We start from the raw sequence: 21,953 nt of genomic DNA, 5'->3' as shown, positions 1-21,953 counted from the left end.
GCGGAAGCCCGGCCAGGCCCTGGCCCCAATCTTCCCCCCGCCCTGCCCGACTGGTGCCGCAAACCGAAGCGAGAGTGTTCTCAACAGCCCGGCAGGATCGAGCAGTCCAGAGGGCAAGACAGAACGAAGTGGAGAAGACCGTGAAGACCGAACGCCGCTGGATGAAGTCGTTGATCGCCACCTCGGCCGAGGTGCAGGCCGTGATGCCCTGGACCCGTGGCGAACGCCGTCGCCCGGACAGCATGAAACCGGTCGCGCCACGCCCGGCGATCCTGCCCCGCCGCCCCGCGCTGGCCGCGCGCTGACCCGATCACGGCAAAAGCCGAATCTGCCGAAGGGCCGGGCTATCCCGGCCCTTCGGCATTTCCGGCCCAGGCGGGCGAATCGTGGCGCGGGCCAATTGTGGCAGGATGCCCCGCATCCAGAAACAATCGGACGCTAGGGGCCCGATCATTTCCACCCAGCTCCGGATTCTGGAGAAACTTTGACAGAAGGCGCGTTTGTGGCCATCTTTCACTCACAGGCAGCCCGCCAGGGTCGCGATGCAGGTTTGAACTGATTTGAACCTGTGTTGCCCGCGGACGCTGTCGGTTGCTCGGCAAGACCGTCCCGGCGCTCCTCTGGCGCCACAGGGGGCGGTCTTTCCATTTGGGCCGCCGCGTTTTGCGGCAGGCCCCGCCTCAGGCGCTGCGCGCGATGCGGGCTTCCAGAACGTCGAAGGGAACGCCGGGCTCGTCCTTGGCGCAGCGGATCACCAGGCTGGTCTTGACGCTGGCCACATTATCGGCGCGCAGAAGCTCCTCGGTCAGGAAGCTTTGAAACGACGACAGGTCGGGCGCCACGCATTTCAGGATGAAGTCGATCTCGCCGTTCAGCATGTGGCACTCGCGGACCAGCGGCCAGGCACGGCAGCGCGCCTCGAAGGCCGACAGATCGGCTTCGGCCTGGCTTTGCAGCCGAACCATCGCAAAGACCTGCACTTCGAACCCCAGTTCGCGCGCGTCGATGTCGGCGTGATACCCCTTGATGTACCCGGCCTCCTCCAGCGTCCGCACCCGGCGCAGGCAGGGCGGGGCCGAGATGCCGACACGCTTGGCAAGTTCCACATTCGTCATGCGTCCATCGGCCTGAAGCTCGGTCAGAATCCGGCGGTCGATCGGGTCGAGACGCGATTGGGCCATGCGAACGCTCCTTGGTGATGGCATTTCTCTAGGGCCGACAGGCGCCATGCGCAATATTATTTCGCAAGTGAGCAAGGAAGCGTCAGCCTCTGCACGATCCTTCAGCATGTCCGCCTTGCATCGCGGGGCCTTTTCGCCGTCGGCGCTGCCGCCTATATCGGGCCTCCAGCGACATTTGAGGGCATCATGGGCGAGTCTCGGCATACCAGGGTTCTGATCATCGGTTCGGGGCCTGCCGGCTATACCGCCGCCGTCTATTCGGCGCGCGCGATGCTGAACCCGGTCCTGATCCAGGGGATGCAGCCCGGCGGACAGTTGACCATCACCACCGAAGTCGAGAACTGGCCCGGCGACACCACGGTGCAGGGCCCCGAGCTTATGGTGCGGATGGAGCACCACGCCCGCGAGATGGGCGCCGAGGTCATCACCGACATCGTCACCCGGCTGGACCTGTCCGCCCGCCCCTTCACCGCCGAAACCGACAGCGGCACGCGCTGGACCGCCGACGCCGTGATCCTGGCCACCGGGGCGCAGGCGAAATGGCTGGGCATCCCGACCGAAGAGAAGTTCAAGGGCTTCGGTGTCTCGGCCTGTGCCACCTGCGACGGCTTTTTCTATCGCAACCGCGAGGTTGTGGTGATCGGCGGCGGCAACACCGCGGTGGAAGAGGCGCTGTTCCTGACGAACTTCGCCACTAAGGTCACCGTGATCCACCGCCGCGACAGCTTCCGCGCCGAAAAGATCATGCAGGATCGGCTGTTCAAGCACCCGAAGATCGAGGTGGTCTGGAACTCCACCGTGGAAGAGATCCTCGGCACCGAGGCGCCGCTTGGCGTGACCGGCGTGCGCGTGAAGAACGTCCAGACCGGGGCGGAACATGTCGTGCCCTGCGACGGCTTCTTCGTGGCCATCGGCCATGCCCCGGCCTCGGAACTGGTGAAGGACCAGTTGGAACTGCACGCGGGCGGCTATGTGAAGGTCGAACCCGGATCGACCCGCACCTCGATCCCCGGCGTCTTTGCCGCCGGCGACCTGACCGACCACATCTACCGCCAGGCCGTCACTTCGGCCGGCATGGGCTGCATGGCCGCGCTGGATGCCGAACGGTGGCTGGCGGAACAGGGCTGATCCCCTTTTCCGGCACGGTCTGGCGGATGATCTTCGCCGGGATGTTGCGCATACGACACTTGGGGGCGGGAACGGCTCGGCTTCGCCTGGCCGGATACCCCGGCAGGCAAATGCTGCACCGCAGCAACAGCCGCGCGGTTTCTGGCAGGAAAAGCGGAAAAACGGGGCGAAAACCCGCCGAATCGGCCCGGAAACCTTGCAAAGCAGCCAATTCCCGCGCTATTGCCGCCCCGACGCCTGGGGCCATTCCCCGCCCTGCGCTCGCGTCCATTGCGAAAAGGTCCGATACGAGATGTCCCTTCCGAACCATGCTCCTGTGCCGGAGCTCTATGTTTCCCATGACTCCGCCCAGAAGCTGAAGCACGAAGCCGGTGCGCTGGCCTCCTGGGATCTGACCGCCCGCCAGCTCTGCGACCTCGAGCTTCTGATGAACGGCGGCTTCTATCCGCTGAAGGGCTTCCTCTCGCAGGCCGACTACGAAGGCGTGGTCGAGAACATGCGGCTGGCCGACGGCACGCTGTGGCCGATGCCGATCACCCTGGACGTGAACGAGAAGTTTGCCGAAGGCATCGAGCCCGGCCAGGACATCGCACTGCGCGACGCCGAGGGCGTGATCCTCGCCATCATGTCGGTCACCGACAAGTGGGTGCCGAACAAGGCGAACGAGGCCGAAAAGGTCTTTGGCGCCGACGACCTCGCCCATCCAGCTGTGAACTACCTGCACAACGTGGCCGGCAAAGTCTATCTCGGCGGCCCGATCACTGGCATCCAGGCGCCCGTCCATTATGACTTCCGCGCGCGCCGCGACACGCCGAACGAGCTGCGCGCCTATTTCCGCAAGCTTGGCTGGTCCAAGGTCGTGGCCTTCCAGACCCGCAACCCGCTGCACCGCGCCCACCAGGAGCTGACCTTCCGCGCCGCCAAGGAAGCCCAGGCCAACCTGCTGATCCACCCGGTCGTCGGCATGACCAAGCCGGGCGACGTGGACCACTTCACCCGCGTGCGCTGCTACGAGGCGGTGCTGGACAAGTATCCCGCCTCGACCACGGCGATGAGCCTTCTGAACCTGGCCATGCGCATGGCCGGCCCGCGCGAGGCCGTCTGGCACGGCCTGATCCGCCGCAACCACGGCGTCACCCACTTCATCGTCGGCCGCGACCATGCCGGCCCCGGCAAGAACAGCCAGGGCAAGGATTTCTACGGCCCCTATGACGCGCAAGAGCTATTCAAGAAGTACGAAGCCGAAATCGGCGTAACCATGGTCGACTTCAAGCACATGGTCTATGTGCAGGAAAAGGCGCAGTACTACCCGGCCAACGAGGTTCCAGAAGGCTGCACCGTTCTGGACATCTCGGGCACCGAACTCCGCCGCCGCCTGCGCGAAGGGCTGGACATCCCGGAATGGTTCTCCTTCCCCGAAGTCGTGACCCAGTTGCGCCGCACCTCGCCGCCGCGCGACAAGCAGGGTTTCACCGTGTTCTTCACCGGCCTGTCCGGCTCGGGCAAGTCCACCATCGCCAATGCGCTGATGGTCAAGCTGATGGAACAGGGCGGCCGCCCGGTCACGCTTCTGGACGGTGACGTGGTGCGCAAGCACCTGTCGTCCGAACTCGGCTTCTCGAAGGAACACCGCGACATCAACATCCGCCGCATCGGCTATGTCGCCTCCGAAATCACCAAGAACGGCGGCATCGCCATCTGCGCGCCCATCGCGCCCTACACCGCGACCCGCCGCGCCGTGCGCGAGATGATCGAAGCCTTCGGCGCCTTCATCGAGGTGCACGTCGCCACCTCGGTCGAGGAATGCGAACGCCGCGACCGCAAGGGGCTCTACAAGCTGGCCCGTGAAGGCAAGATCAAGGAATTCACCGGCATCTCCGACCCCTATGAGGCGCCCGAGAAGCCCGAACTCCGCATCGACACAGAGGGTTCCGACGTGGACGGCTGCGCCCACCAGGTGCTGCTGAAGCTGGAATCGATGGGGCTCATCAAGGCCTGAGCCTTGCCCTGATCGAACAGAAAGCGAAAGCGCCGCCCCTGAAAAAGGGGCGGCGCTTTTCATTTTCCAACATCACGTCACTCGGGCCGCATCATCCGCAGCAAAAGCCGGTCCTTCAGCACATATTGATGGAACAGCGCGATAGCCGCATGGGCCAGCGCGACGAAGAACAGCACGTTCCCGGCCAGTTCATGCATATCACCAAGGCTGGTGATACCCAGGTACCAGACCAAGGCGCCACCAAGCGGCACCCCAATCATCAGGACATACAGCAGCAGATGCCCACCCTTGGCCAGAAGCACGGCGGCCGACCCCAGCCGACCAGGCGGCTGTGGCCCGCCCTGGAGCAGGCGCACCACCACACGCAGCAGGACAAGGACGAGGACCGCCACGCCCACCCACACGTGCAACGGCGTTTCCACATCCGTGGCGCCCCCGCGCAGTTGGCGCAGCACTCTGCCGACGCCCTCGCCGGTGAACCAGTTGAACAGGATCAGCCCGGCAATCAGCCAATGCAACCCGATCTGCAGCCCTGAATATCCTGACTTCTCAGCCATCTTGCGCTCCCATGCGACAGGCGTGTCGGGCACGCCCACCGGTGCAACGCTGCACCGGCGCATCTCCGTCGCGCAAGAACCTGAATCAATGCACGTTCACCGGCGCCAGATCGTTCTGCCGCGCCAGGGCAAAGGCCAGCGCCCGGTCGCGCACCAGGGCAAGCCGCTCGCCATCGGGGCGGTGGACCGCATAGATCACCTCCAGCCCCTCGGCCTGCTGCCGCACCTCGTCGGGCAGATCCGCCACCTTCACCGGCCGCACATAGACGATGGGTTCGCCCGCCTGCGGCAGTCCTTCGTATTTCACATCCATGATGACCTCCTCAAACCTTCTTGCGCGCTGACCGGATCGCGATGGTCTGGACAACCGCCTCGGGCACCGACCGCTTCAGATCGACATGCAGAAGCCCGTTCTCCAGTGACGCGCCCGCCACCTCGACGCCATCCGCCAGCACGAAACTGCGCTGGAAGGCGCGCGCGGCGATGCCCCGGTGCAGGAACACCCGCTCGCCCGCATCCTCGGCCTGCCGGCCCCGGATCACCAGCTGGCGATCCTCGACCGTTATCGACAGATCCTCCTCGCGGAAGCCCGCCACCGCCAGCGTGATGCGATAGGCGTTTTCCGACGTGGCCTCGATGTTGAAGGGGGGATAGCCCTCGGCGGCGGTCTTGGCCGTCCGCTCGACCAGCCGTTCAAGCTGTTCGAACCCCAGAAGGTAGGGGTGGGACCCGAGAGAGAGTTTCGTCATCACCGATGTCCTTGGCAAAGCGACATGCACGACAGGCCCCGGTCGGGCACCCGTCCCATCGAATATGGGGCGCGCCCCGCCGCCCTGCAAGGCCGTCAAGTGCAGCGCAAGGCGCAGAATTCTTCCCGCAACGGCGTCGAATCGCTATATCGTTGACGCCAACGAAAAGGACGCAAGGTTCCGAGCACGCCATGAACGCCGCGACCGAACTGAACTTCGACGACATGCTCCGCATCAAGCTGGAAGTCCTGCGCCGCGAACACCGCGACCTCGACGAAGCCGTGCGCGCGATGGAGGCGACGGGCCGCCCCGACCAGCTGGCACTGCGCCGGCTGAAGAAGCAGAAACTGGCCCTGAAGGACCAGATCGTGAAGATCGAGGATCAGCTGATCCCCGACATCATCGCCTGACCCGCTTTCCCCGGTGAATCCCGCGCCGCGGGTTGACCCATGCCGCCCCGCAGGCTAGTGCCGCCCCGGAACCGACCGGAGGGCGCGATGGCCGTCGAAGTGGGAATCATCATGGGCAGCCAGTCCGACTGGCCCACGATGAAGGAGGCCGCGCTGATCCTGGACCAGCTTGGCGTGCCCTACGAGACGAAGATCGTCTCGGCCCACCGCACGCCCGACCGGCTGTGGACCTATGGCAAGACCGCCGCCGAGCGCGGCCTGAAGGTCATCATCGCCGGCGCCGGCGGGGCTGCCCACCTGCCGGGCATGATGGCGTCCAAGACCCGCGTGCCGGTGATCGGCGTGCCGATCCAGACCCGCGCGCTGAACGGCGTGGACAGCCTCTATTCCATCGTCCAGATGCCCAAGGGCTTCCCGGTCGCCACCATGGCCATCGGCGCCGCCGGCGCCGCCAACGCCGGGCTCATGGCCGCCGCCATCCTCGCCACGGGCGATGCCGCGCTGGCCGCGCGGCTCGATGCCTGGCGCGAGGCGCTCGCCGCCTCCATCCCCGAGGAGCCGAAGGATGAGTGAGCCCCTCCCCCCCGGCGCGACCATCGGTATCCTCGGCGGCGGCCAGCTGGGCCGGATGCTTTCGGTCGCAGCCTCGCGCCTGGGGTTCCGCTGCCACATCTATGAACCCAGCACCAACGCCCCCGCGGCCGACGTGGCCCACCGCTGCACCACCGCACCTTACGACGACGTGGCGGCACTAACCGCCTTCGCGCAGTCGGTGGACGTGGTCACCTACGAATTCGAGAACGTCCCCACCGCCGCGCTGGACCTGATCGAATCGCTTCGCCCCATCCGCCCCAACCGCCGGGCGCTCGCCGTCAGCCAGGACCGCATCGCGGAAAAAGACTTCCTCACCGGCATCGGCCTGACCGTGGCGCCCTATGCCGCTGTCAGCACCGCCGACGAACTCGATGCCGCCATCGCCCGCATCGGCACGCCCTCGATCCTCAAGACCACCCGCCTCGGCTATGACGGCAAGGGCCAGGCCCGGCTCACTTCGCCCGCCGACGCACCCGCCGCGCTCGCCGCCATGCAGGGCGCGCCCTCGGTGCTGGAGGGCTTCATCGCCTTCGACCGCGAAGTGTCCGTCATCGCCGCCCGTGGCCTGAGCGGAGAGGTCGCGGCCTTCGACCCCGGCGAGAACGTGCACCGCGAAGGCATCCTGCGCACCACCACGATCCCCGCCCGGCTGTCCCCCGGCCAGCGCAGCGATGCCGTGCTGATCGCCGCCCGCATCCTGAACGCTCTGGATTATGTCGGCGTCCTTGGGGTGGAGCTTTTCGTCACGAAGTCCGGCCTTCTGGTGAACGAGATCGCACCCCGCGTCCACAATTCCGGGCACTGGACACAGCTTGGCTCGGCCGTGGACCAGTTCGAACAGCACATCCGCGCCGTGGCCGGCTGGCCGCTTGGCGACGGGTCGCGCCATGCCGATGTGGTGATGGAAAACCTGATCGGCGACGACATCGCCCGCGTGCCGCAGATCGCCCGCGAAGCCGGCACCCAGATCCATCTCTACGGCAAGGGCGAGGCCCGCCCCGGCCGCAAGATGGGCCACGTCAACCGGCTCGCCCGGCCGTCCTGACAGGCGGCATCTCGGTTTCCGGCGTATCCGTGTCGCGTTCGCCCTTTCCCAGCCTGTCGCGCGCCGCCGCTGCAAGAGCTTCATAATTAAGCCGAAACTGCTCAAGCTGGCGCTCGTCCAGCTCCTCAAGGTCCAAAAGCGCGTTGTGCGCCCCTTGCGTCGCCCGGATCAGCTCGTCCAGCTTCAGCTGGATCGCCGCGGTATCGCGGTTCTGGGTGTTCTGGATCAGGAACACCATCAGGAAGGTCACGATCGTCGTGCCGGTGTTGATCACAAGCTGCCAGGTGTCGGAAAAGCCGAACACCGGCCCCGTGGCCAGCCAGACCACGATTGTCATCACTGCCAGGAAGAACACGCCCGCCCGGCCCATGAACCGCGAGACTGTCTTCGCAAGTCCGGCATAGCGGCCCATCCCCGTCCTCATCCGCCGTTCCCCGCAAGCATCGCCACCGCCTCGGTCAACCCCAGCCCGTGATCGAAGGCGCCGGTCTTCAGGAAGGTCACCGTCTCGGCAATCACCACGGGCGAAAACATCATGAAGGTATGGGTCACTGGCAGCACGATATGGTCGGCCATGCCCTCCACCTTCGTGGATTCAACCGAAACCTTCCCGTCATCCACCCCCGGCAGGACCGAGGACAGGATCGGGTTCACCGACCGGCTGCCCGCGATCACGCCCAGGTCGAAATCCACCGGCGGCAGGGTCATCGTCACGCCATCCGCGCCCGTGCCCAGTTCCATCCCCGCCGGCCCGTTGATCCAGCGGAACGCCTCCCATTCGCCGAAGGCATCCACGATCTCCGACCCATGGTTCGGCGGCGCCAGCATCACCACGCGGCCCAGGTCTTCCGGGCGGTTCTGCATCAGCCAGACCCGCAGCAGAATGCCGCCCATCGAATGCGTCACGAAATCCACCCGCGATCCCGGCGCGCATTGCGCCACCCGTGCGCCCACACCTGCCGCCAGTTCCTCCAGCGGGGCCGAGGTCGAGGGGTAGCCCTCGTTCACCACCTGCCAGCCCTGCGCGGCCAAGGCCGTCTCCATCGCCATCAGCGATGTCTCGGTCCGCGCCAGCCCGTGCAGCAGCACGACGCAATCGCCCGCCGCAGCCGGCCCCGCCATCAGCGCCAGCACCGCCGCCGTCACCACATTCCTGCACATCGCCCTTGCACCTTCGCAGACCGGCCCCGCTTGCCCCCGCCCCCGCTCTCGCATAGCACATGTCCCGCCGGGGTCGTCCCGGCATTCTCAGGGCGGGGCGGAATTCCCCACCGGCGGTCACAGCCCGCGAGCGCCTTGCCGCAAGGCAAGGGTCAGCAGATCCGGTGGAACTCCGGGGCCGACGGTCACAGTCCGGATGAAAGAGAATGTGTCTGCCATCCCGGCACCCGCCGGGATGAAGGCCGCATTTCCCCTGATTGATGCGTGTTCTTGAAAGGAGACACCATGAATCAGACCCACCCCGATCCCCTCAAGGGCGCGCTCTTCATGATCGCCGCCGGGATCGCCTTTGCGCTGGCCAATGCGCTGACGCAGATCGTCACCTTCCACCTCGGCTTCAAGCCGCAGTCCGACACCTTCTGGCAATATGCCATCGCGCTGGTGCTGGCCTTCCCCTTCGTCTGGCGCGAGGGGCTGGCGGGCTTCCGCACGGACCACCCCGTGCTGCATGTTCTGCGCGTCATCGTCTCGGCCTTCGGCGTGCAGGCCTTCGTCATGGCGCTGGCGAACGGCGTGCCGATCTGGCAGGTCATCGCGCTTGTCATGACCTCGCCCTTCTTCGTCATGCTCGGCGCCTTCCTGTTCCTGGGCGAACGGGTCGGCCCCAACCGCTGGGGCGCCGCCGCGCTTGGCTTTGCCGGGGCAATGGTGCTGCTCAGGCCCTGGGACCAGGGCTTCAGCCCCGCCGCGCTCTACCCGCTGGCCGCCGCCCTTCTCTGGGCCGCCGCCTCGCTCCTGACCAAGCGGCTCACCCGCACCGAGCGGCCACAGACCGTGACGCTCTGGCTGCTCGCGCTCCTCACACCCATCAACGCCGGGCTTTCGGTCCAGGCCGGCTTCGAATGGCCCACGGGCACCATCCTCCTGGCCCTCCTTGCCGGAGGCGTCCTGATGCTGGCCGCGCAGCACATGCTGACCATGGCCTATGCCTCGGCCGATGCGGCCTTCGTGCAGCCCTTCGACGACCTGAAGCTCCTGTCCAACATCCTGGTGGGCTGGCTGATCTTCGGCTACCTGCCCGAAGGCACGCTCTGGCTTGGCGTGGCGATGATCCTCGCCGCCTCGTCCTGGCTTCTTTGGTCCGAACGCGAAGGCCGCAGCCCCGGCCTTGCCGCCCGCCCCGCCCAGGAAACGGCCTGACACTGGACAAACCGGGCGGCCCGCGCCAGCGTGGCCGCCCATGAAGCACCGCACGCCAAGACTGGCCGCCCGCGCGCTGATCCTGCACCAGGACCGGCTCCTTCTGGTGAACGCCTACCCCGGCGGCCGCTCCGACCTCTGGGCCGCGCCCGGCGGTGGCGTCCGCTCCGGTGCCCCCCTGCCCGAAAACCTCGCCCGCGAGGTGCACGAGGAAACCGGCCTCGCCGTCAGCGTGGGCGCCCCCGCCTTGATCAACGAATTCCACGATCCCAGGACCGGCTTCCACCAGGTCGAGATCTTCTTCCGCTGCACCCTCGCCTCCGCCAGCCTGGACCCCGCCTGGAAGGACCCCGAAGGCATCGTCACCGAACGCCGCTTCTTCACCCGCGACGATCTCGCCCTCGGCCGCATCCGCTTCAAGCCCGACAGCCTGGCTGAGGCCGCCTGGGGCACGGGCCTCCTCTACGACCCGCTGGAGGTGATCGTCCCATGAGCCGCGCCTTCGTCAAGGAAGGCTCGGGCGAGCTTGATCCCCTTCCCGACCTGCCGATCTCGCCCCATCCGAACTACGTCACCCCCCGCGGCCTCGCCGCACTGCGCGAAAGGCTGGCCGCCACCCAGGCCGATCTCGCCCGCCTGCGCGCCCGCCCCGACCGGCTGGACAAGCTGCCCGAAGCCGCCGCCGAACGCGACATCCGCTATCTCGAGGCGCGGCTGCGCAGCGCCATCCCCATCGACCCGGCCATCCAACCCCTCACGTCCGCAGCCTTCGGCCTCCGCGTCACCGTGGCCGACGACCAGGGCCATGAGACCACCTACGAGATCACCGGCGAGGACGAGGCCGACGCAAGCCTCGGCCGCATCGCCCCCCACTCCCCCCTCGCCCGCGCGCTCCTGGGCGCCGAGCCCGGCGATACCGTCACCGTCCGCCGCCCCTCCGGCCCGACCAGTCTGGACATCGTCTCGATCGCGCGCCCATGATCATCCGCCCTCTCGACCCCGACACCGAGCGGCCCCTGGTCCTCGCCTTCCTGCACGAGGCCGCCGATTACATCGACATCGAACGCGGCACCCCGCCCGATGACAGCATGGTCGAGGAATTCTTCACCGACGCGCCCCCGAACTCCGACCCGGCGGAGTCCCTCCGCCTCGGCCTCTTCGACGGCGGCCGCCTCGTCGCCATCGCCGAGATGGGCTGGAACTACCCCGAACCGACCGACGCCTATCTTGGCCTGATGATCGTCTCGCCCGCCGCCCGCGGCCGGGGCGCCGGCCAACGCTTCCTGCGCCACCTCGAAGCCCAGGCCCGCGCCCGCGGCAAGACCGCCCTCTACCTCGCCGTGCTGGACGCCAACCCCCGCGGCCGCGCCTTCTGGGAACGCGAGGGCTTCCGCGTCACACTCCCCAACCGCCAGGTCACGCTTGGGCAAAAGACCCAGATCGCGCACCGCTTGGGCAAGGCGCTCTAGCCCCGCGGCAGGTGCCCGCGGATCAGCTCGCTGCGGTGGCGGAACACGTCCTCGTCGTTGAACGGCGCCCCATCCGCCGCCGCCCGCTCGATCAGCCCGGCCAGCCGCGCCCGGTCTCCCGCCAGTTCGGCCAGCACCCCGGCCAGCCCCTCCACATCGCCCATCGGCCGCAGCACCCCGCCGCCATGCAGATGGATCAGGTCGCGCGCAAAGGCGCCGTCATGGCCCACCAGAACCGTGCCCGACACCAGCGCCTCGATCAGGTTGCGCGGGCTTTCCGGCGTGCGGTGGCAGAACAGGAAGACCTGCGCCCCGCGATAGGCCTCCAGCACCGCCGCCCGATCGGCGACAAAGCCGCGCAGCGCCACCCTGTCACCCAGACCCGCCGTCGCGATGCGCGCGGCCATCGCCGGCACCTCATCGCCATCGCCCAGCCATTCCGCCCGGAACTCCACGCCATTCGCCGCCAACCGCTCCAGCACCGCCACCCAGTCCATGGGCCCCTTCATCGCATCGGCCCGCCCGACATAGGCGATCCTGAGCGGCCCCGCCCCCGCCGCCGCCACCTTCGCGGCCAGCGCCTCCGGCCTGATGCGGTCCTGCTTGCGGATATGGATGTCATGCACCAGCTGCGGATCGCGCGAGTAGGGCGCATAGGCCTCATAGGTCTCGCGCCCGTGAAACAGCCCCAGGTCCGCGCGCCGGATCGCCCAGCGTTCCAGAGCCGCCATCGCCCGCCAGGTCAGCCGCGCCTTCAGCCGCCGCCGCAGCCTCGGCGCCGTCCGCGCCGTGCCCCGCTCCACCTGGCTTTCCACCCGGTCGGTCCACACGAAGAACGGCCGCCCCATCGCATGAGCCTCGTAGCAGCCCACCGCCCCCCAGTCGCCCACCAGCCCGCCCAGGGAAAACCCGCAGTAATCCGCCTCGGCGATCCGCGCCCGGAACATCCGCCGCACCGAAGGCAGCGCCTTCAGGAAGGGCCGCAGCCGCCAGGCCACCGGCACCGTTTCGATGCGGATGCGCGAAAGCCCCGGCCCCACCGCCTCCAGCGGCACCCAGGCCGGCGGCACCGGCCCCTCGACCAGCGGCATCACCGCCGTCACATGCTCGAAATTCTCGGCCCATAGCCGCAGCCCGTTGCAGGCCTGGTTTTCCAGCATCAGCCGGCCATCGTCGTCCCGGTACAGCTGCACCGGCGCAAAGATCAGCAGGCTCGACCCGTCGCGCATCGGCCCTCCTGCCGCAAGCGCGTCAAACCTATCCGCCCGGCGCGCAGGTGCAAGTCGCCACTGCGGCTCCCCATTCGCCCGAAAAGCAAAGGGGCGGCCCGAAGACCGCCCCTTCCAAAGTCCCGATGGGGGATGGATCAGAAGTCCATGCCGCCCATGCCGCCGCCGCCCGGCATCGCCGGAGCAGCCTTGTCGGCCGGCTTGTCGGCGATCATCGCCTCGGTCGTGATCAGCAGCGAAGCGACCGAAGCCGCATCTTCCAGCGCGGTGCGGGTCACCTTGGCCGGGTCGATCACGCCGAAGGCGAACATGTCGCCATACTCTTCGGTCTGGGCGTTGAAGCCGAAGGCCGCATCGTTCGACTCGCGGATCTTGCCAGCCACCACGGCGCCGTCGACGCCGGCGTTGGTCGCGATCTGACGCAGCGGCGCTTCCAGCGCGCGGCGGACGATGGCGATGCCCGCGTCCTGGTCGCTGTTGGCGCCCTTCAGGCCGTCCAGCGTCTTGGCCGCCTGGATCAGGGCCACGCCGCCACCGACGACGATGCCTTCCTGCACGGCCGCACGGGTCGCGTTCAGGGCGTCATCGACGCGGTCCTTGCGCTCCTTCACTTCCACTTCGGTCATGCCGCCGACGCGGATGACGGCCACGCCGCCCGCCAGCTTGGCAACACGCTCCTGCAGCTTCTCGCGGTCGTAGTCCGAGGTGGTTTCCTCGACCTGGGTGCGGATCTGCGAGACGCGGGCCTCGATCTCGGCCTTGTCACCAGCACCGTCGACGATGGTGGTGTTGTCCTTGTTGATCGAGATCTTCTTGGCACGGCCCAACATGTCGATGGTGACATTCTCAAGCTTCATGCCCAGGTCGTCCGAGATCACCTGGCCGCCGGTCAGGATCGCGATGTCCTGCAGCATGGCCTTGCGACGGTCGCCGAAGCCCGGCGCCTTGACGGCAGCGATCTTAAGGCCGCCGCGCAGCTTGTTGACCACCAGCGTCGCCAGGGCTTCGCCTTCCACGTCTTCCGCGATGATCAGCAGCGGGCGCTGCGACTGGATCACCGATTCCAGCAGCGGAACCATCGGCTGCAGCGAGGACAGCTTCTTCTCGTGGATCAGGATCATCGCGTCCTCGAGGTCGGCGATCATCTTGTCGGCGTTGGTCACGAAATAGGGCGACAGGTAGCCGCGGTCGAACTGCATGCCTTCGACGACTTCGACTTCCGTCTCCATGCCCTTGTTTTCTTCGACGGTGATGACACCCTCGTTGCCGACCTTCTGCATCGCGTCAGCGATGAAGCGGCCGATCTGGGCTTCGCCGTTGGCCGAGATGGTGCCGACCTGGGCGACTTCGTCGCTGTCCTTCACGGGACGCGCGGCCGCCTTGATCTGCGCCACGACCTTGGCGGTGGCCAAGTCGATGCCGCGCTTCAGGTCCATCGGGTTCATGCCGGCGGCAACCGCCTTCAGGCCTTCCTTGATGATGGCCTGGGCCAGCACGGTCGCGGTGGTGGTACCGTCGCCGGCCTCGTCGTTGGTGCGGGAAGCGACTTCCTTCACCATCTGCGCGCCCATGTTCTCGAACTTGTCGGACAGTTCGATTTCCTTGGCGACGGTCACGCCGTCCTTCGTGATGCGCGGAGCACCGAAGGACTTCTCGATCACGACGTTGCGGCCCTTCGGACCCAGCGTCACCTTCACGGCATCGGCGAGGACGTTCACGCCGCGCAGCATGCGGTCGCGGGCATCGGTGTCAAAACGGACGTCTTTTGCAGCCATTGTGCAGACTCCTAAATGTCATGTTGCGGTAGGGTGCGTGCTTGCACGCACCGGACGGGAAAGGCGACCTCAGGCGATGATGCCGAGGATGTCGCTTTCCTTCATGATCAGCAGGTCTTCGCCGTTCAGCGTGACCTCGGTGCCCGACCACTTGCCGAACAGGATGCGGTCGCCCGCCTTCACCGACGGGGCGATCAGCTCGCCCGAATCCTTGCGGGCGCCTTCGCCCACGGCGACGATCTCACCCTCGGCGGGCTTTTCCTTCGCGGTGTCGGGGATGATCAGACCACCCTTGGTCTTTTCCTCGGACTGGACGCGGCGGACCAGCACACGGTCATGCAGCGGTTTGAAAGCCATCTGGCAACTCTCCCTTGGGTTCCAGGTTCAATCAGAATTAGCACTCACCGGCGGCGAGTGCCAACGCCGCTGAGTTAGGCACTCCCCCCGAGTCTGTCAACACCCCCCGCCCCGCGAAATCGCGGCGATTTGCGGGGTCGCCCCTTGGCCTCGGCCGCCAGCGGTGCCACCTTCGCCAAAACCAGAGGGAGTCCCACCCTGCCCCGCCGCCTCATCGCCGCCGCCCTCGCGCTCCTCGCCCTGCCTGCCGCGGCCCAGGCCGCCTGCACGGGCACCGATCTCATCGCCGCCCTTCCGGCCGAAACCCGCGCCGAGCTGACCGCGCGGGCCGAATCCGTGCCCTTTGCCCGCGGCAACTTCTGGCAGGCCAGCCGCGGCGACCAGACCGTCACCCTCGTCGGCACCTTCCACCTCGACGACCCCCGCCACGCCGAAACCATGGCCTGGCTCGACCCGCTGATCGCCGGAGCCTCCACCGTCCTGGTCGAAGCCGGCGCGCAAGAGGAAGCCGCGCTGAAGGCACGCCTCGCCAAGGAACCCGACCTCCTGCTGCAGGACGGCCCCACCCTGCCCGAACGCCTGCCGCCCGAAGACTGGGCCCGCCTGTCCGAGGCGCTGACCGAACGGGGCGTCCCCGCCTTCATGGGTGCGCGGATGAAGCCCTGGTATCTCTCCGCCATCCTCGCCGTGCCCCCCTGCATGATGCCCATGGACCAGGGCATGAACGGCCTCGACGCCCGCGTCATCGAAGCCGCCGGGGACCACGGCGTCCCGGTCCGGGCGCTGGAGCCCTATGACACCATCCTGGGCCTCTTCGACAGCTTCACCCCGGAAGAGGAAGTCGCCCTCCTCCATGCCGCCATCGCGGTCGAAAGCGACGCGGGCGACGAGGCCATCACCACGGCTGCGGCCTATTTCCGTGGCGACAGCCAGCTTCTGTGGGAGTTTTCCCGCCACACCGCGCTCACCACGCCGGGCGTGGACCCGACCGCCGCCGCGACCGCGCTGGACGAAACCCAGAAGACCCTGATCGACGCCCGCAACCAGGCCTGGATCCCGGTGATCGAGCAGGCCGCCGCCCAGGGCCCGGTCGTCGCCGCCTTCGGCGCGCTGCACCTGCCGGGGTCCGAAGGCGTGCTGAACCTGCTTCAGCGCAACGGCTGGACTGTCACTGCCCTCGCCCCCTGATCCGCCCCCTCAGGGCCACACCAAAGACCGGTGCAACTGCGCCCCGGCCCAGGCCCCGTCGCCCACCGCCAAAGACACCGAATGCGGCACACGCGCGACGTCGCCGCAGGCAAAGACCCCGGCCAGGCTCGTCTCCTTCGTGTCGGCCGTCGCCACCTGGACCCCCATCGGCGTCTCCCTCAGCGCACAACCCATCGCTTCCGCCAATGGGCTCGCCGGCACGCAGCGCGCCGCGGTGAACAGCCCCGCGAACTCCAGCCGCCGCCCGTCGGCCAGCACCACCTCGGCCCGGCCCTCGATCCGCGCCACCGGCACCGGCTCCACCGCCACCCCGCGCGAGCCAAGATCCGCCCGCGCGGCCTCGTCCGGCTCCGCCGCCCCGTTCAATAGAAACGTCACCTCGCCCCACTCTGGAAGAAGCTGCGCCTGGTGCACCGACATCGGCCCAGTGGCGATCACGCCGATCCGACCCCGGTCCAGTTCGTAGCCGTGGCAATAGGGGCAATGGAACACCGATTTCCCCCACCGCTCCGCCAGCCCCGGCACTGCGGGCAACTCATCCGCAACGCCCGTCGCCAGCAGGATCCGCCGCCCCTCCAGCACCGCGCCGCCGTCCAGGTCCACGCGGAAGGCGTCCTTCCGCCCCCCGGCCGCCACGGCGCGCCCCTCCACCCAGGTCAGCGTCGGATAGGCCGCCAGTTGCGCCCGCGCCTGCGCGGCAATCGCCGCCGGGTCCACGCCATCCTGTCCCAGGAAGCCGTGCGAATGGCTGGCAAAGCGATTCCGCCGCAGCCCCTCGTCCACGATGGTCACCAACCGCCGCGCCCGCAGCAATTGCAGCGCAGCCGCCATCCCGGCATAGCTGCCGCCCACCACGATCACATCCTGCATGTCCTATCCCTTGTCCTGCCGACGCGCGGCGTGACGCCGCGCAAAATCCTCGGCCAGCATCGCCAGCGTCACCCGGCCAAACCGCTCCAGCAGAAGCGCCTCCGCCTCGGCAAAGGCCCCGTCCAGGGCCGCGTTCACCGCCTGCTCCACCAGGCATTGCGGCGCCATGTTCCGGTTTCCCACGGCAAACAGCGCCGGCTCGCCCAGGGCCTCGTGCAACTGGCGCAGCGTCACGCGGTCCAGATCCGCCACGATGCGCCAGCCCCCCGCCTTGCCCCGGTCCGAGGCGACAAGCCCCGCCTCCCGCAACAACCCCATCGTGCGCCGCACCACAACCGGATGCGTGCCTAGGCACTTGCCCAACTCTTCCGAGGTCATCGGCCCCTCCCGCTCCGCCATGTGCAAGAGCGCGTGCAGGACCGAGGAAAGGCGGCTGTCGTGGTTCATGTAACTTTTAATGTTACGATTCGTGCCGCAAGTCAAGAAGCGCCTTTGCGGGGACGCGGCCTTTGGCTGTCACGCTTCGTCCAGCAAGCCCGGCTCGATGCCCCGTCGCCGCAAGATCGCCGGATCGCATCGCAGGCGATAGCCTTTCACTCCAGCCCGCTCGACGGGCTCAACACTGATGCTCTGGTCCAGTCGGAACCATCGCTCCTTGCCCTGCACAGGCGGGGTGAAGAGGTATCCTGCGCTGGTCCATGCTCCAGGCAGGAAGCGCGACACCAGCGCACCCCCGTCAGGAGTTCCTGGCGACCCGCTGTCACGCCCAGGAGTCCCCGGCGGCGACTGCGCCGCGACACGCACAGACATTGCTTCCCTCAAGCGTTCCAAGCCGTCCCAATCTGTCCGCACCGGGGCGCGGTCGCGCGGGTCAGCGAGACCAAGTTGGCGAAGGGTAAAGCGATCCTTGCCAAAGTTGCAAAGCGCGCAGCAGATGACAACATTGTCCGCCGTCGAACGGCCGCCGTGGCTGTGCGGCACGACATGATCGTACTGCAGCCATAGGCATTGGAATCCCGCATGTTCAGCCGCGTTGTCGCGCGGATTCCACGGTACGACCTCCGGGTAATGTCTGTGGGCAATCTTGCGGATCGCCGCATCGACAACCGGGATCCCGCAGTATCGGCAACGATGTCCGTCCCGCCGAAGAACGGCCTTCCTTACATGGGGCGCTATGCTTCGGTCAGGAACTCGCTCGGCCTTCGGAACAGTCCGGCTGTCTCCAAGTGGCTTGGGCACCAGAACATTCTTGTCGGGGCGCGACCACGCCGGATTGGTCCATTCCCAGACAATCCGCGAGTCAGCGCGACGGAACTGCTCCCTCGCCAAGCCCGTATCGCCGACCAGATGCGCGTCTACCGCCGCCGAAAGTTGTTCGGCGGCTTCGTAGATTTCCGGAATCGGTGTCTTGATGCAGTTCTTCATCCGGACAGGCTCCGCGACACGTCGGGCGTAAGCGTGGCGATGGTCCGGCGTGTTTCGGACCTGCCAACCTTGCCGAGGCCCCCCGGTCGTTGACAATGTGGCCTCGTGCCACCACACCAAGGGCTTAACCGGATTTCTTCTCCATGCCCGCCTTCCGTCCCGACCGCCGCCTCGGCTTCCTCATCGTGACGGCCTCGACCCTGGCATGGAGCACGGCCGGCCTCTTCATCCGCTTCATCGACCTCGATACCGCCAGCGTGCTCGTCTGGCGCGGGGTCTTTGCCACTTTGGGGCTGCTGGCGGTGCTTCTGGCCACGCAGGGGCTGGCGGGCTTCAAGGGCTTTGCGCGCCTCGGACGCACCGGCTGGCTCTACACCTTCATCTCCACGGCAGGGATGTTCCTCTACATCGGGGCGCTGACCAACACCTCGATTGCCCATGTCTCGGTGATCTATGCCGCCGTGCCCTTTCTCGCCGCCGGTCTCGGCTGGCTGATGCTGGGCGAACGACCACCAGCTTCCGCCCTTCTGGCCTGCGCCGCCGCGCTGGCGGGGGCCGTGATCATGGTGGGCTTCGGCCATGACGGCACGCTTCTGGGCGACCTGATGGCGCTCGGCATGACCATCGGCATGGCCTTTCTCATCGTCATCGGCCGCCGCTCGCCAGACATCCCCACCCTGCCCGCCGGGGCGCTTTCCGGCGTGATTGCGGCAGTGGTCGCCCTGCCTTTCGCAACGACCCTGCACCCGACCGGCGAACAGATCATGCTTCTGGCGGCCTTCGGGCTCGTGAACTCGGCCATCGGCTTCAGCCTGTTCCTGATCGGCTCGCGCCACCTGCCGCCGGTGGAAACCGCGCTTCTGGGTGCGCTCGAGGCGCCGGTGGCCCCGCTCTGGGTCTGGCTCGTGTTCAACGAAACCCCGGCTCCGGCGACGCTGATCGGCGGAACCGTGGTCATGGCCGCAGTGATCGCCCATATCCTTGCGGAAAACCGGCGCCCCGCGCCGACATGACGCGCCGGCCCCCTCGGCACCAGAAGTTAAGTCCAAGTTAACTCGGCCGGGCAAGCCATTGATATTGCAGAATCGAGGCAAGCGTCCGAGCTCGGACGCCCCCGCCGGGCCGGCCGGGCGCAGCGAAAGCCTGCCCCGTGACAACGCCCGGCCCCTTGCCTATAAGGCCCGCCATAGCTCCCAAGCCACGGAACCCATTCCATGATCAAGGTCTTCGGCCACAAATCCCCCGACACCGATTCCACCGGCTCGCCCATCATCTGGGCCTGGTACCTGACCGAGGTGAAGGGCACCCCCGCCAAGCCCGTGCTCCTCGGCGAACCCAACACCGAGGCCGCCTTCGTCCTCAAGCACTGGGGTCTGGACAAGCCCGAGATCATCTCGGACGTCGCGGCCGACGACACCTGCGTGATCGTGGACACCAACAACCCCGCCGAACTGCCGCCCTCGATCAACGACGCCAAGGTCGTCGGCATCATCGACCACCACATGCTGGTCGGCGGCATCAAGACCAAGACCCCCATCGACATCACCATCCGCCCGCTGGCCTGCACCGCCACCATCCTTCACGACCTGATGGGCGCCGATCTGGCGAAGGCCCCGAAGGCCATCAAGGGCGCGATGCTCTCCTGCATCCTCTCCGACACGCTGGAGTTCCGCTCGCCCACCACCACGCCGCATGACAAGGCCGTGGCCGAGAAACTGGCCGCCGACCTGAGCATCTCCATCCCGGAATTCGCGGCCAGGCTGTTCGAGGCCAAGTCCGACGTCTCCGCCTTCTCCGACGCCGCCCTGCTGCGGATGGACTCGAAGGAGTACAACGTCGACGGCACCGAGCTGCGCGTCTCGGTGCTCGAGACCACGGCGCCCAAGGTCCTTCTGGACCGCAAGGCCAGCCTGATGGCCTCGATGCCCGCCGTCGCCAAGGAAGACGGCGCCGATCAGGTCCTCCTGTTCGTCATCGACATCCTGAAGGAAGAGGCGACCCTCCTCGTCCCGAACGACCTGGTGAAGAAGATCGCCGAAGCCTCCTTCGGCTGCACCGTCAAGGGCGACACCGTGGTCCTGCCGGGCATCATGTCCCGCAAGAAGCAGATCATCCCGGCGCTGAAGGTCTGACTTTCACCGCACTGAAGCCAAAGGGCCGGGGTCATCCCCGGCCCTTTGTCATTCAGCCCGGCGGCACCGCCTGGTAGCCCTCGCCGATCAACACGTTCATGCCCCCGTCCTGCGAGACGATGCGGTTCGGGATCAGCGATTGCAGCGCCTCGGCTGCGGCACCGCTTCGCCGCCCCGACCGGCACACCAGAACGAGGTCGCGCCCGTCCGCCAGATCCGGCCCCACCGTTGCCAGGAAGCTCTCAGCATCGGTGAAGGTGACGAGCTTCGCCCCCTCGATCACCCCGGTCTCTGCCCATTCCTCGGGCGTGCGGATGTCCACCACCAGCGCGCCACTGGCCTTCATCTCCTCGACCGACATCTGCGTCACCACGACCTCGCCCGCGCCGGCAGGCAGGACCGGCAGCGCAAGCGCCGCGACAAGAAGCATCCGGGCAGTCAGGCGCATCGTCCCCCCCCATCACATTCGACACAAAGAATATAAGTGCGCCCAGCCGGCAGGCAATCCCGCCCTTCCCTTCCTGCGCGCCAGCGGCCACAACGGGGCAACAGAGGAGCCCGCCATGACCGAGATCATCCCTTCCCTCGCCGCCATCGCCCCCCGCTACGACGCGCTCCTGTGCGACCTCTGGGGCTGCCTGCACGACGGCAAGCGCCCCTTCCCCGCTGCGGTCGCCGCGCTGCAGGGCTTCCGCCGCACCGGCGGCAAGGTCATGCTCGTGACCAACGCCCCGCGCCCCGCCTCTTCGGTCATCGCCCAGTTGGATAGCCTTGGCGTGCCGCGCGACGCCTGGGATGGTGTGGTCTCCTCGGGCGATGCCGCGCAGTATGCGCTTCTGTCCGGCGCCGTGGGCCGCAAGGTCTATCCCATCGGCGCGCCCAAGGATGAACCCTTCTACACCGACTTCGCCCAGGACCTGGCGGAACTGGCCGCCAGCCAGCCAAAGGTCCAGCGCGTCAGCAAGCTTCAGGACGCCGAGGGCATCGTCTGCACCGGCCTGCGCGACGACCTCTCCGAGACCCCGGCCGACTACCGGGGAGAGCTTTTGATGGGAAAGACCCTCGGCCTGCCCTTCCTTTGCGCCAACCCCGACATCGTGGTCCACTTCGGCGACAAGCTCCTGTACTGCGCCGGCGCGCTGGCCCGCGAATACGAGGAAATGGGCGGCTCGGCGCTGTACTTCGGCAAGCCCCACCCGCCGATCTACGACCTCGCCCGCCGCCGCCTCGCCCGGCTTGGCCTGAAGGACGACGCCCAGCTTCTCGCCGTGGGCGACGGCATCGCCACCGACATCCAGGGCGCCATGGGCGAAGGCATCGACTCGCTCTACGTCTCGGGCGGCATCGACGCCGAATCCTTCGGCCCCGATTCCGACAACCCCGACAAGGCCCTGCTCGAAACCTGGCTCAACGAGAAGATGATGTCCCCCACCTTCACCATCGGCCATCTCCGCTAAGCCAAA

Annotated in this window: 27 protein-coding genes and 1 riboswitch; of the genes, 14 read left to right on the top strand and 13 right to left on the bottom strand. The window is 67.5% G+C overall.

Annotation, left to right across the window (positions count from 1 at the left end):
* Positions 1-140: 140 nt before the first annotated feature.
* The gene (locus JO391_RS01275; protein WP_220662413.1) at positions 141-305 is read left to right on the top strand and encodes a hypothetical protein; all 165 of its coding nucleotides are present in this window, start codon (positions 141-143) and stop codon (positions 303-305) included.
* A gap of 375 nt (positions 306-680) precedes the next feature.
* On the opposite strand, the gene JO391_RS01270 is transcribed toward JO391_RS01275, so the two are convergent.
* On the bottom strand, positions 681-1,181 hold the full coding sequence (locus tag JO391_RS01270) for an Lrp/AsnC family transcriptional regulator (RefSeq protein ID WP_220662412.1): 501 nt from the start codon (positions 1,179-1,181) through the stop codon (positions 681-683).
* Between the two features lie 186 nt (positions 1,182-1,367).
* On the opposite strand from JO391_RS01270, the gene trxB reads away from it, so the two are divergent.
* Both trxB and JO391_RS01260 read left to right on the top strand, forming a co-directional pair.
* Entirely contained in the window at positions 1,368-2,309 is a 942-nt protein-coding gene (trxB, locus tag JO391_RS01265) for a thioredoxin-disulfide reductase (RefSeq protein ID WP_220662411.1), read from the top strand.
* Positions 2,310-2,601: 292 nt separating this feature from the next.
* A complete protein-coding gene (locus JO391_RS01260) occupies positions 2,602-4,308 on the top strand; it encodes a bifunctional sulfate adenylyltransferase/adenylylsulfate kinase (protein WP_220662410.1) in 1,707 nt (568 codons plus the stop codon).
* A gap of 77 nt (positions 4,309-4,385) precedes the next feature.
* On the opposite strand, the gene JO391_RS01255 is transcribed toward JO391_RS01260, so the two are convergent.
* From JO391_RS01255 to JO391_RS01245, 3 genes are all read right to left on the bottom strand, one after another.
* Positions 4,386-4,865, bottom strand: a complete 480-nt coding sequence (locus JO391_RS01255; RefSeq protein WP_220662409.1) for a cytochrome b — start codon at positions 4,863-4,865, stop codon at positions 4,386-4,388.
* A gap of 85 nt (positions 4,866-4,950) precedes the next feature.
* Positions 4,951-5,178: a DUF1150 family protein gene (locus JO391_RS01250; RefSeq protein ID WP_220662408.1), complete on the bottom strand. Its 228-nt coding sequence runs from the start codon at positions 5,176-5,178 to the stop codon at positions 4,951-4,953.
* 10 nt (positions 5,179-5,188) lie between these two features.
* Complete coding sequence (locus JO391_RS01245) at positions 5,189-5,614, bottom strand: Hsp20 family protein (protein WP_220662407.1); 426 nt, start codon at positions 5,612-5,614, stop codon at positions 5,189-5,191.
* Positions 5,615-5,805: 191 nt separating this feature from the next.
* On the opposite strand from JO391_RS01245, the gene JO391_RS01240 reads away from it, so the two are divergent.
* The 3 genes from JO391_RS01240 to JO391_RS01230 all read left to right on the top strand — a co-directional run bounded on the left by JO391_RS01240 (position 5,806) and on the right by JO391_RS01230 (position 7,663).
* Complete coding sequence (locus tag JO391_RS01240) at positions 5,806-6,024, top strand: YdcH family protein (RefSeq protein ID WP_220662406.1); 219 nt, start codon at positions 5,806-5,808, stop codon at positions 6,022-6,024.
* Positions 6,025-6,111: 87 nt separating this feature from the next.
* Positions 6,112-6,597 carry a 5-(carboxyamino)imidazole ribonucleotide mutase gene (gene purE, locus JO391_RS01235; protein ID WP_220662405.1) on the top strand — a complete coding sequence of 162 codons (486 nt, stop codon included), beginning with the start codon at positions 6,112-6,114 and terminating at the stop codon, positions 6,595-6,597.
* A complete protein-coding gene (locus tag JO391_RS01230) occupies positions 6,590-7,663 on the top strand; it encodes a 5-(carboxyamino)imidazole ribonucleotide synthase (protein WP_220662404.1) in 1,074 nt (357 codons plus the stop codon). The genes purE and JO391_RS01230 overlap by 8 nt, the downstream gene beginning before the upstream one ends.
* Here JO391_RS01230 and JO391_RS01225 read toward each other — a convergent pair.
* Together JO391_RS01225 and JO391_RS01220 are read right to left on the bottom strand one after the other, a co-directional pair.
* Positions 7,638-8,087, bottom strand: coding sequence for a low affinity iron permease family protein (locus JO391_RS01225; protein ID WP_220662403.1), 450 nt, complete (start codon positions 8,085-8,087; stop codon positions 7,638-7,640). The two genes, JO391_RS01230 and JO391_RS01225, sit on opposite strands and share 26 nt — an antisense overlap.
* Entirely contained in the window at positions 8,084-8,824 is a 741-nt protein-coding gene (locus JO391_RS01220) for an esterase/lipase family protein (RefSeq protein WP_220662402.1), read from the bottom strand. The genes JO391_RS01225 and JO391_RS01220 overlap by 4 nt, the downstream gene beginning before the upstream one ends.
* 79 nt (positions 8,825-8,903) lie before the next feature.
* Positions 8,904-9,036, top strand: a riboswitch (FMN riboswitch).
* Positions 9,037-9,109: 73 nt separating this feature from the next.
* Between JO391_RS01220 and JO391_RS01215 the strand changes: the two genes are divergently transcribed.
* Genes JO391_RS01215 through JO391_RS01200 form a run of 4 tightly spaced genes read left to right on the top strand, consistent with a single transcriptional unit; the run spans position 9,110 to position 11,493 of the window.
* On the top strand, positions 9,110-10,024 hold the full coding sequence (locus JO391_RS01215; RefSeq protein WP_220662401.1) for a DMT family transporter: 915 nt from the start codon (positions 9,110-9,112) through the stop codon (positions 10,022-10,024).
* Positions 10,025-10,064: 40 nt separating this feature from the next.
* Positions 10,065-10,517 carry an NUDIX domain-containing protein gene (locus JO391_RS01210; protein ID WP_220662400.1) on the top strand — a complete coding sequence of 151 codons (453 nt, stop codon included), beginning with the start codon at positions 10,065-10,067 and terminating at the stop codon, positions 10,515-10,517.
* A complete protein-coding gene (locus JO391_RS01205; protein ID WP_220662399.1) occupies positions 10,514-11,005 on the top strand; it encodes a GreA/GreB family elongation factor in 492 nt (163 codons plus the stop codon). Before JO391_RS01210 ends, JO391_RS01205 begins: the two co-directional genes overlap by 4 nt.
* Positions 11,002-11,493 carry a GNAT family N-acetyltransferase gene (locus JO391_RS01200; RefSeq protein WP_220662398.1) on the top strand — a complete coding sequence of 164 codons (492 nt, stop codon included), beginning with the start codon at positions 11,002-11,004 and terminating at the stop codon, positions 11,491-11,493. Before JO391_RS01205 ends, JO391_RS01200 begins: the two co-directional genes overlap by 4 nt.
* Here the strand turns inward: JO391_RS01200 and JO391_RS01195 are convergent.
* The 3 genes from JO391_RS01195 to groES all read right to left on the bottom strand — a co-directional run bounded on the left by JO391_RS01195 (position 11,490) and on the right by groES (position 14,854).
* On the bottom strand, positions 11,490-12,722 hold the full coding sequence (locus JO391_RS01195; RefSeq protein WP_220662397.1) for a glycosyltransferase: 1,233 nt from the start codon (positions 12,720-12,722) through the stop codon (positions 11,490-11,492). The two genes, JO391_RS01200 and JO391_RS01195, sit on opposite strands and share 4 nt — an antisense overlap.
* 137 nt (positions 12,723-12,859) lie before the next feature.
* A complete protein-coding gene (gene groL, locus JO391_RS01190) occupies positions 12,860-14,497 on the bottom strand; it encodes a chaperonin GroEL (protein ID WP_220662396.1) in 1,638 nt (545 codons plus the stop codon).
* Positions 14,498-14,566: 69 nt separating this feature from the next.
* Positions 14,567-14,854, bottom strand: a complete 288-nt coding sequence (gene groES / locus JO391_RS01185) for a co-chaperone GroES (protein WP_220662395.1) — start codon at positions 14,852-14,854, stop codon at positions 14,567-14,569.
* 144 nt (positions 14,855-14,998) lie between these two features.
* Between groES and JO391_RS01180 the strand changes: the two genes are divergently transcribed.
* Positions 14,999-16,042, top strand: coding sequence for a TraB/GumN family protein (locus tag JO391_RS01180; protein WP_259444782.1), 1,044 nt, complete (start codon positions 14,999-15,001; stop codon positions 16,040-16,042).
* Between the two features lie 9 nt (positions 16,043-16,051).
* Here JO391_RS01180 and JO391_RS01175 read toward each other — a convergent pair whose 3' ends face one another.
* The 3 genes from JO391_RS01175 to JO391_RS01165 form a co-directional block, all read right to left on the bottom strand.
* On the bottom strand, positions 16,052-16,933 hold the full coding sequence (locus JO391_RS01175) for an NAD(P)/FAD-dependent oxidoreductase (RefSeq protein ID WP_220662394.1): 882 nt from the start codon (positions 16,931-16,933) through the stop codon (positions 16,052-16,054).
* Between the two features lie 3 nt (positions 16,934-16,936).
* Positions 16,937-17,380, bottom strand: a complete 444-nt coding sequence (locus tag JO391_RS01170; protein ID WP_220662393.1) for an Rrf2 family transcriptional regulator — start codon at positions 17,378-17,380, stop codon at positions 16,937-16,939.
* A 69-nt stretch (positions 17,381-17,449) separates the two neighbouring features.
* Complete coding sequence (locus JO391_RS01165; protein WP_220662392.1) at positions 17,450-18,358, bottom strand: HNH endonuclease; 909 nt, start codon at positions 18,356-18,358, stop codon at positions 17,450-17,452.
* A 143-nt stretch (positions 18,359-18,501) separates the two neighbouring features.
* Between JO391_RS01165 and JO391_RS01160 the strand changes: the two genes are divergently transcribed.
* Positions 18,502-19,371, top strand: a complete 870-nt coding sequence (locus JO391_RS01160; protein ID WP_220662391.1) for a DMT family transporter — start codon at positions 18,502-18,504, stop codon at positions 19,369-19,371.
* 201 nt (positions 19,372-19,572) lie between these two features.
* The gene (locus JO391_RS01155) at positions 19,573-20,490 is read left to right on the top strand and encodes a manganese-dependent inorganic pyrophosphatase (protein ID WP_220662390.1); all 918 of its coding nucleotides are present in this window, start codon (positions 19,573-19,575) and stop codon (positions 20,488-20,490) included.
* 52 nt (positions 20,491-20,542) lie between these two features.
* Here JO391_RS01155 and JO391_RS01150 read toward each other — a convergent pair whose 3' ends face one another.
* Entirely contained in the window at positions 20,543-20,938 is a 396-nt protein-coding gene (locus JO391_RS01150) for a rhodanese-like domain-containing protein (RefSeq protein WP_220662389.1), read from the bottom strand.
* Between the two features lie 115 nt (positions 20,939-21,053).
* Between JO391_RS01150 and JO391_RS01145 the strand changes: the two genes are divergently transcribed.
* Entirely contained in the window at positions 21,054-21,947 is an 894-nt protein-coding gene (locus tag JO391_RS01145; protein WP_220662388.1) for a TIGR01459 family HAD-type hydrolase, read from the top strand.
* Positions 21,948-21,953 lie beyond the last annotated feature (6 nt).

It is taken from the genome of Neotabrizicola shimadae (assembly GCF_019623905.1).
Classification (GTDB): Bacteria; Pseudomonadota; Alphaproteobacteria; order Rhodobacterales; family Rhodobacteraceae; genus Neotabrizicola; species Neotabrizicola shimadae.
This window is presented reverse-complemented; position numbering and strand designations above follow the sequence as displayed.

Coding starts and splice junctions, on each gene's coding strand:
- groES (WP_220662395.1), bottom strand. CDS start 14,854: ATGGCTTTCAAACCGCTGCATGACCGTGTGCTGGTCCGCCGCGTCCAG.
- JO391_RS01175 (WP_220662394.1), bottom strand. CDS start 16,933: ATGCAGGATGTGATCGTGGTGGGCGGCAGCTATGCCGGGATGGCGGCT.
- JO391_RS01145 (WP_220662388.1), top strand. CDS start 21,054: ATGACCGAGATCATCCCTTCCCTCGCCGCCATCGCCCCCCGCTACGAC.
- JO391_RS01210 (WP_220662400.1), top strand. CDS start 10,065: ATGAAGCACCGCACGCCAAGACTGGCCGCCCGCGCGCTGATCCTGCAC.
- JO391_RS01225 (WP_220662403.1), bottom strand. CDS start 8,087: ATGAGGACGGGGATGGGCCGCTATGCCGGACTTGCGAAGACAGTCTCG.
- JO391_RS01220 (WP_220662402.1), bottom strand. CDS start 8,824: ATGTGCAGGAATGTGGTGACGGCGGCGGTGCTGGCGCTGATGGCGGGG.
- JO391_RS01240 (WP_220662406.1), top strand. CDS start 5,806: ATGAACGCCGCGACCGAACTGAACTTCGACGACATGCTCCGCATCAAG.
- JO391_RS01250 (WP_220662408.1), bottom strand. CDS start 5,178: ATGGATGTGAAATACGAAGGACTGCCGCAGGCGGGCGAACCCATCGTC.
- JO391_RS01270 (WP_220662412.1), bottom strand. CDS start 1,181: ATGGCCCAATCGCGTCTCGACCCGATCGACCGCCGGATTCTGACCGAG.
- JO391_RS01200 (WP_220662398.1), top strand. CDS start 11,002: ATGATCATCCGCCCTCTCGACCCCGACACCGAGCGGCCCCTGGTCCTC.
- JO391_RS01245 (WP_220662407.1), bottom strand. CDS start 5,614: ATGACGAAACTCTCTCTCGGGTCCCACCCCTACCTTCTGGGGTTCGAA.
- JO391_RS01195 (WP_220662397.1), bottom strand. CDS start 12,722: ATGCGCGACGGGTCGAGCCTGCTGATCTTTGCGCCGGTGCAGCTGTAC.
- purE (WP_220662405.1), top strand. CDS start 6,112: ATGGCCGTCGAAGTGGGAATCATCATGGGCAGCCAGTCCGACTGGCCC.
- JO391_RS01205 (WP_220662399.1), top strand. CDS start 10,514: ATGAGCCGCGCCTTCGTCAAGGAAGGCTCGGGCGAGCTTGATCCCCTT.
- JO391_RS01230 (WP_220662404.1), top strand. CDS start 6,590: ATGAGTGAGCCCCTCCCCCCCGGCGCGACCATCGGTATCCTCGGCGGC.
- JO391_RS01215 (WP_220662401.1), top strand. CDS start 9,110: ATGAATCAGACCCACCCCGATCCCCTCAAGGGCGCGCTCTTCATGATC.
- trxB (WP_220662411.1), top strand. CDS start 1,368: ATGGGCGAGTCTCGGCATACCAGGGTTCTGATCATCGGTTCGGGGCCT.
- JO391_RS01150 (WP_220662389.1), bottom strand. CDS start 20,938: ATGCGCCTGACTGCCCGGATGCTTCTTGTCGCGGCGCTTGCGCTGCCG.
- JO391_RS01160 (WP_220662391.1), top strand. CDS start 18,502: ATGCCCGCCTTCCGTCCCGACCGCCGCCTCGGCTTCCTCATCGTGACG.
- JO391_RS01260 (WP_220662410.1), top strand. CDS start 2,602: ATGTCCCTTCCGAACCATGCTCCTGTGCCGGAGCTCTATGTTTCCCAT.
- JO391_RS01155 (WP_220662390.1), top strand. CDS start 19,573: ATGATCAAGGTCTTCGGCCACAAATCCCCCGACACCGATTCCACCGGC.
- JO391_RS01165 (WP_220662392.1), bottom strand. CDS start 18,358: ATGAAGAACTGCATCAAGACACCGATTCCGGAAATCTACGAAGCCGCC.
- JO391_RS01255 (WP_220662409.1), bottom strand. CDS start 4,865: ATGGCTGAGAAGTCAGGATATTCAGGGCTGCAGATCGGGTTGCATTGG.
- JO391_RS01170 (WP_220662393.1), bottom strand. CDS start 17,380: ATGAACCACGACAGCCGCCTTTCCTCGGTCCTGCACGCGCTCTTGCAC.
- groL (WP_220662396.1), bottom strand. CDS start 14,497: ATGGCTGCAAAAGACGTCCGTTTTGACACCGATGCCCGCGACCGCATG.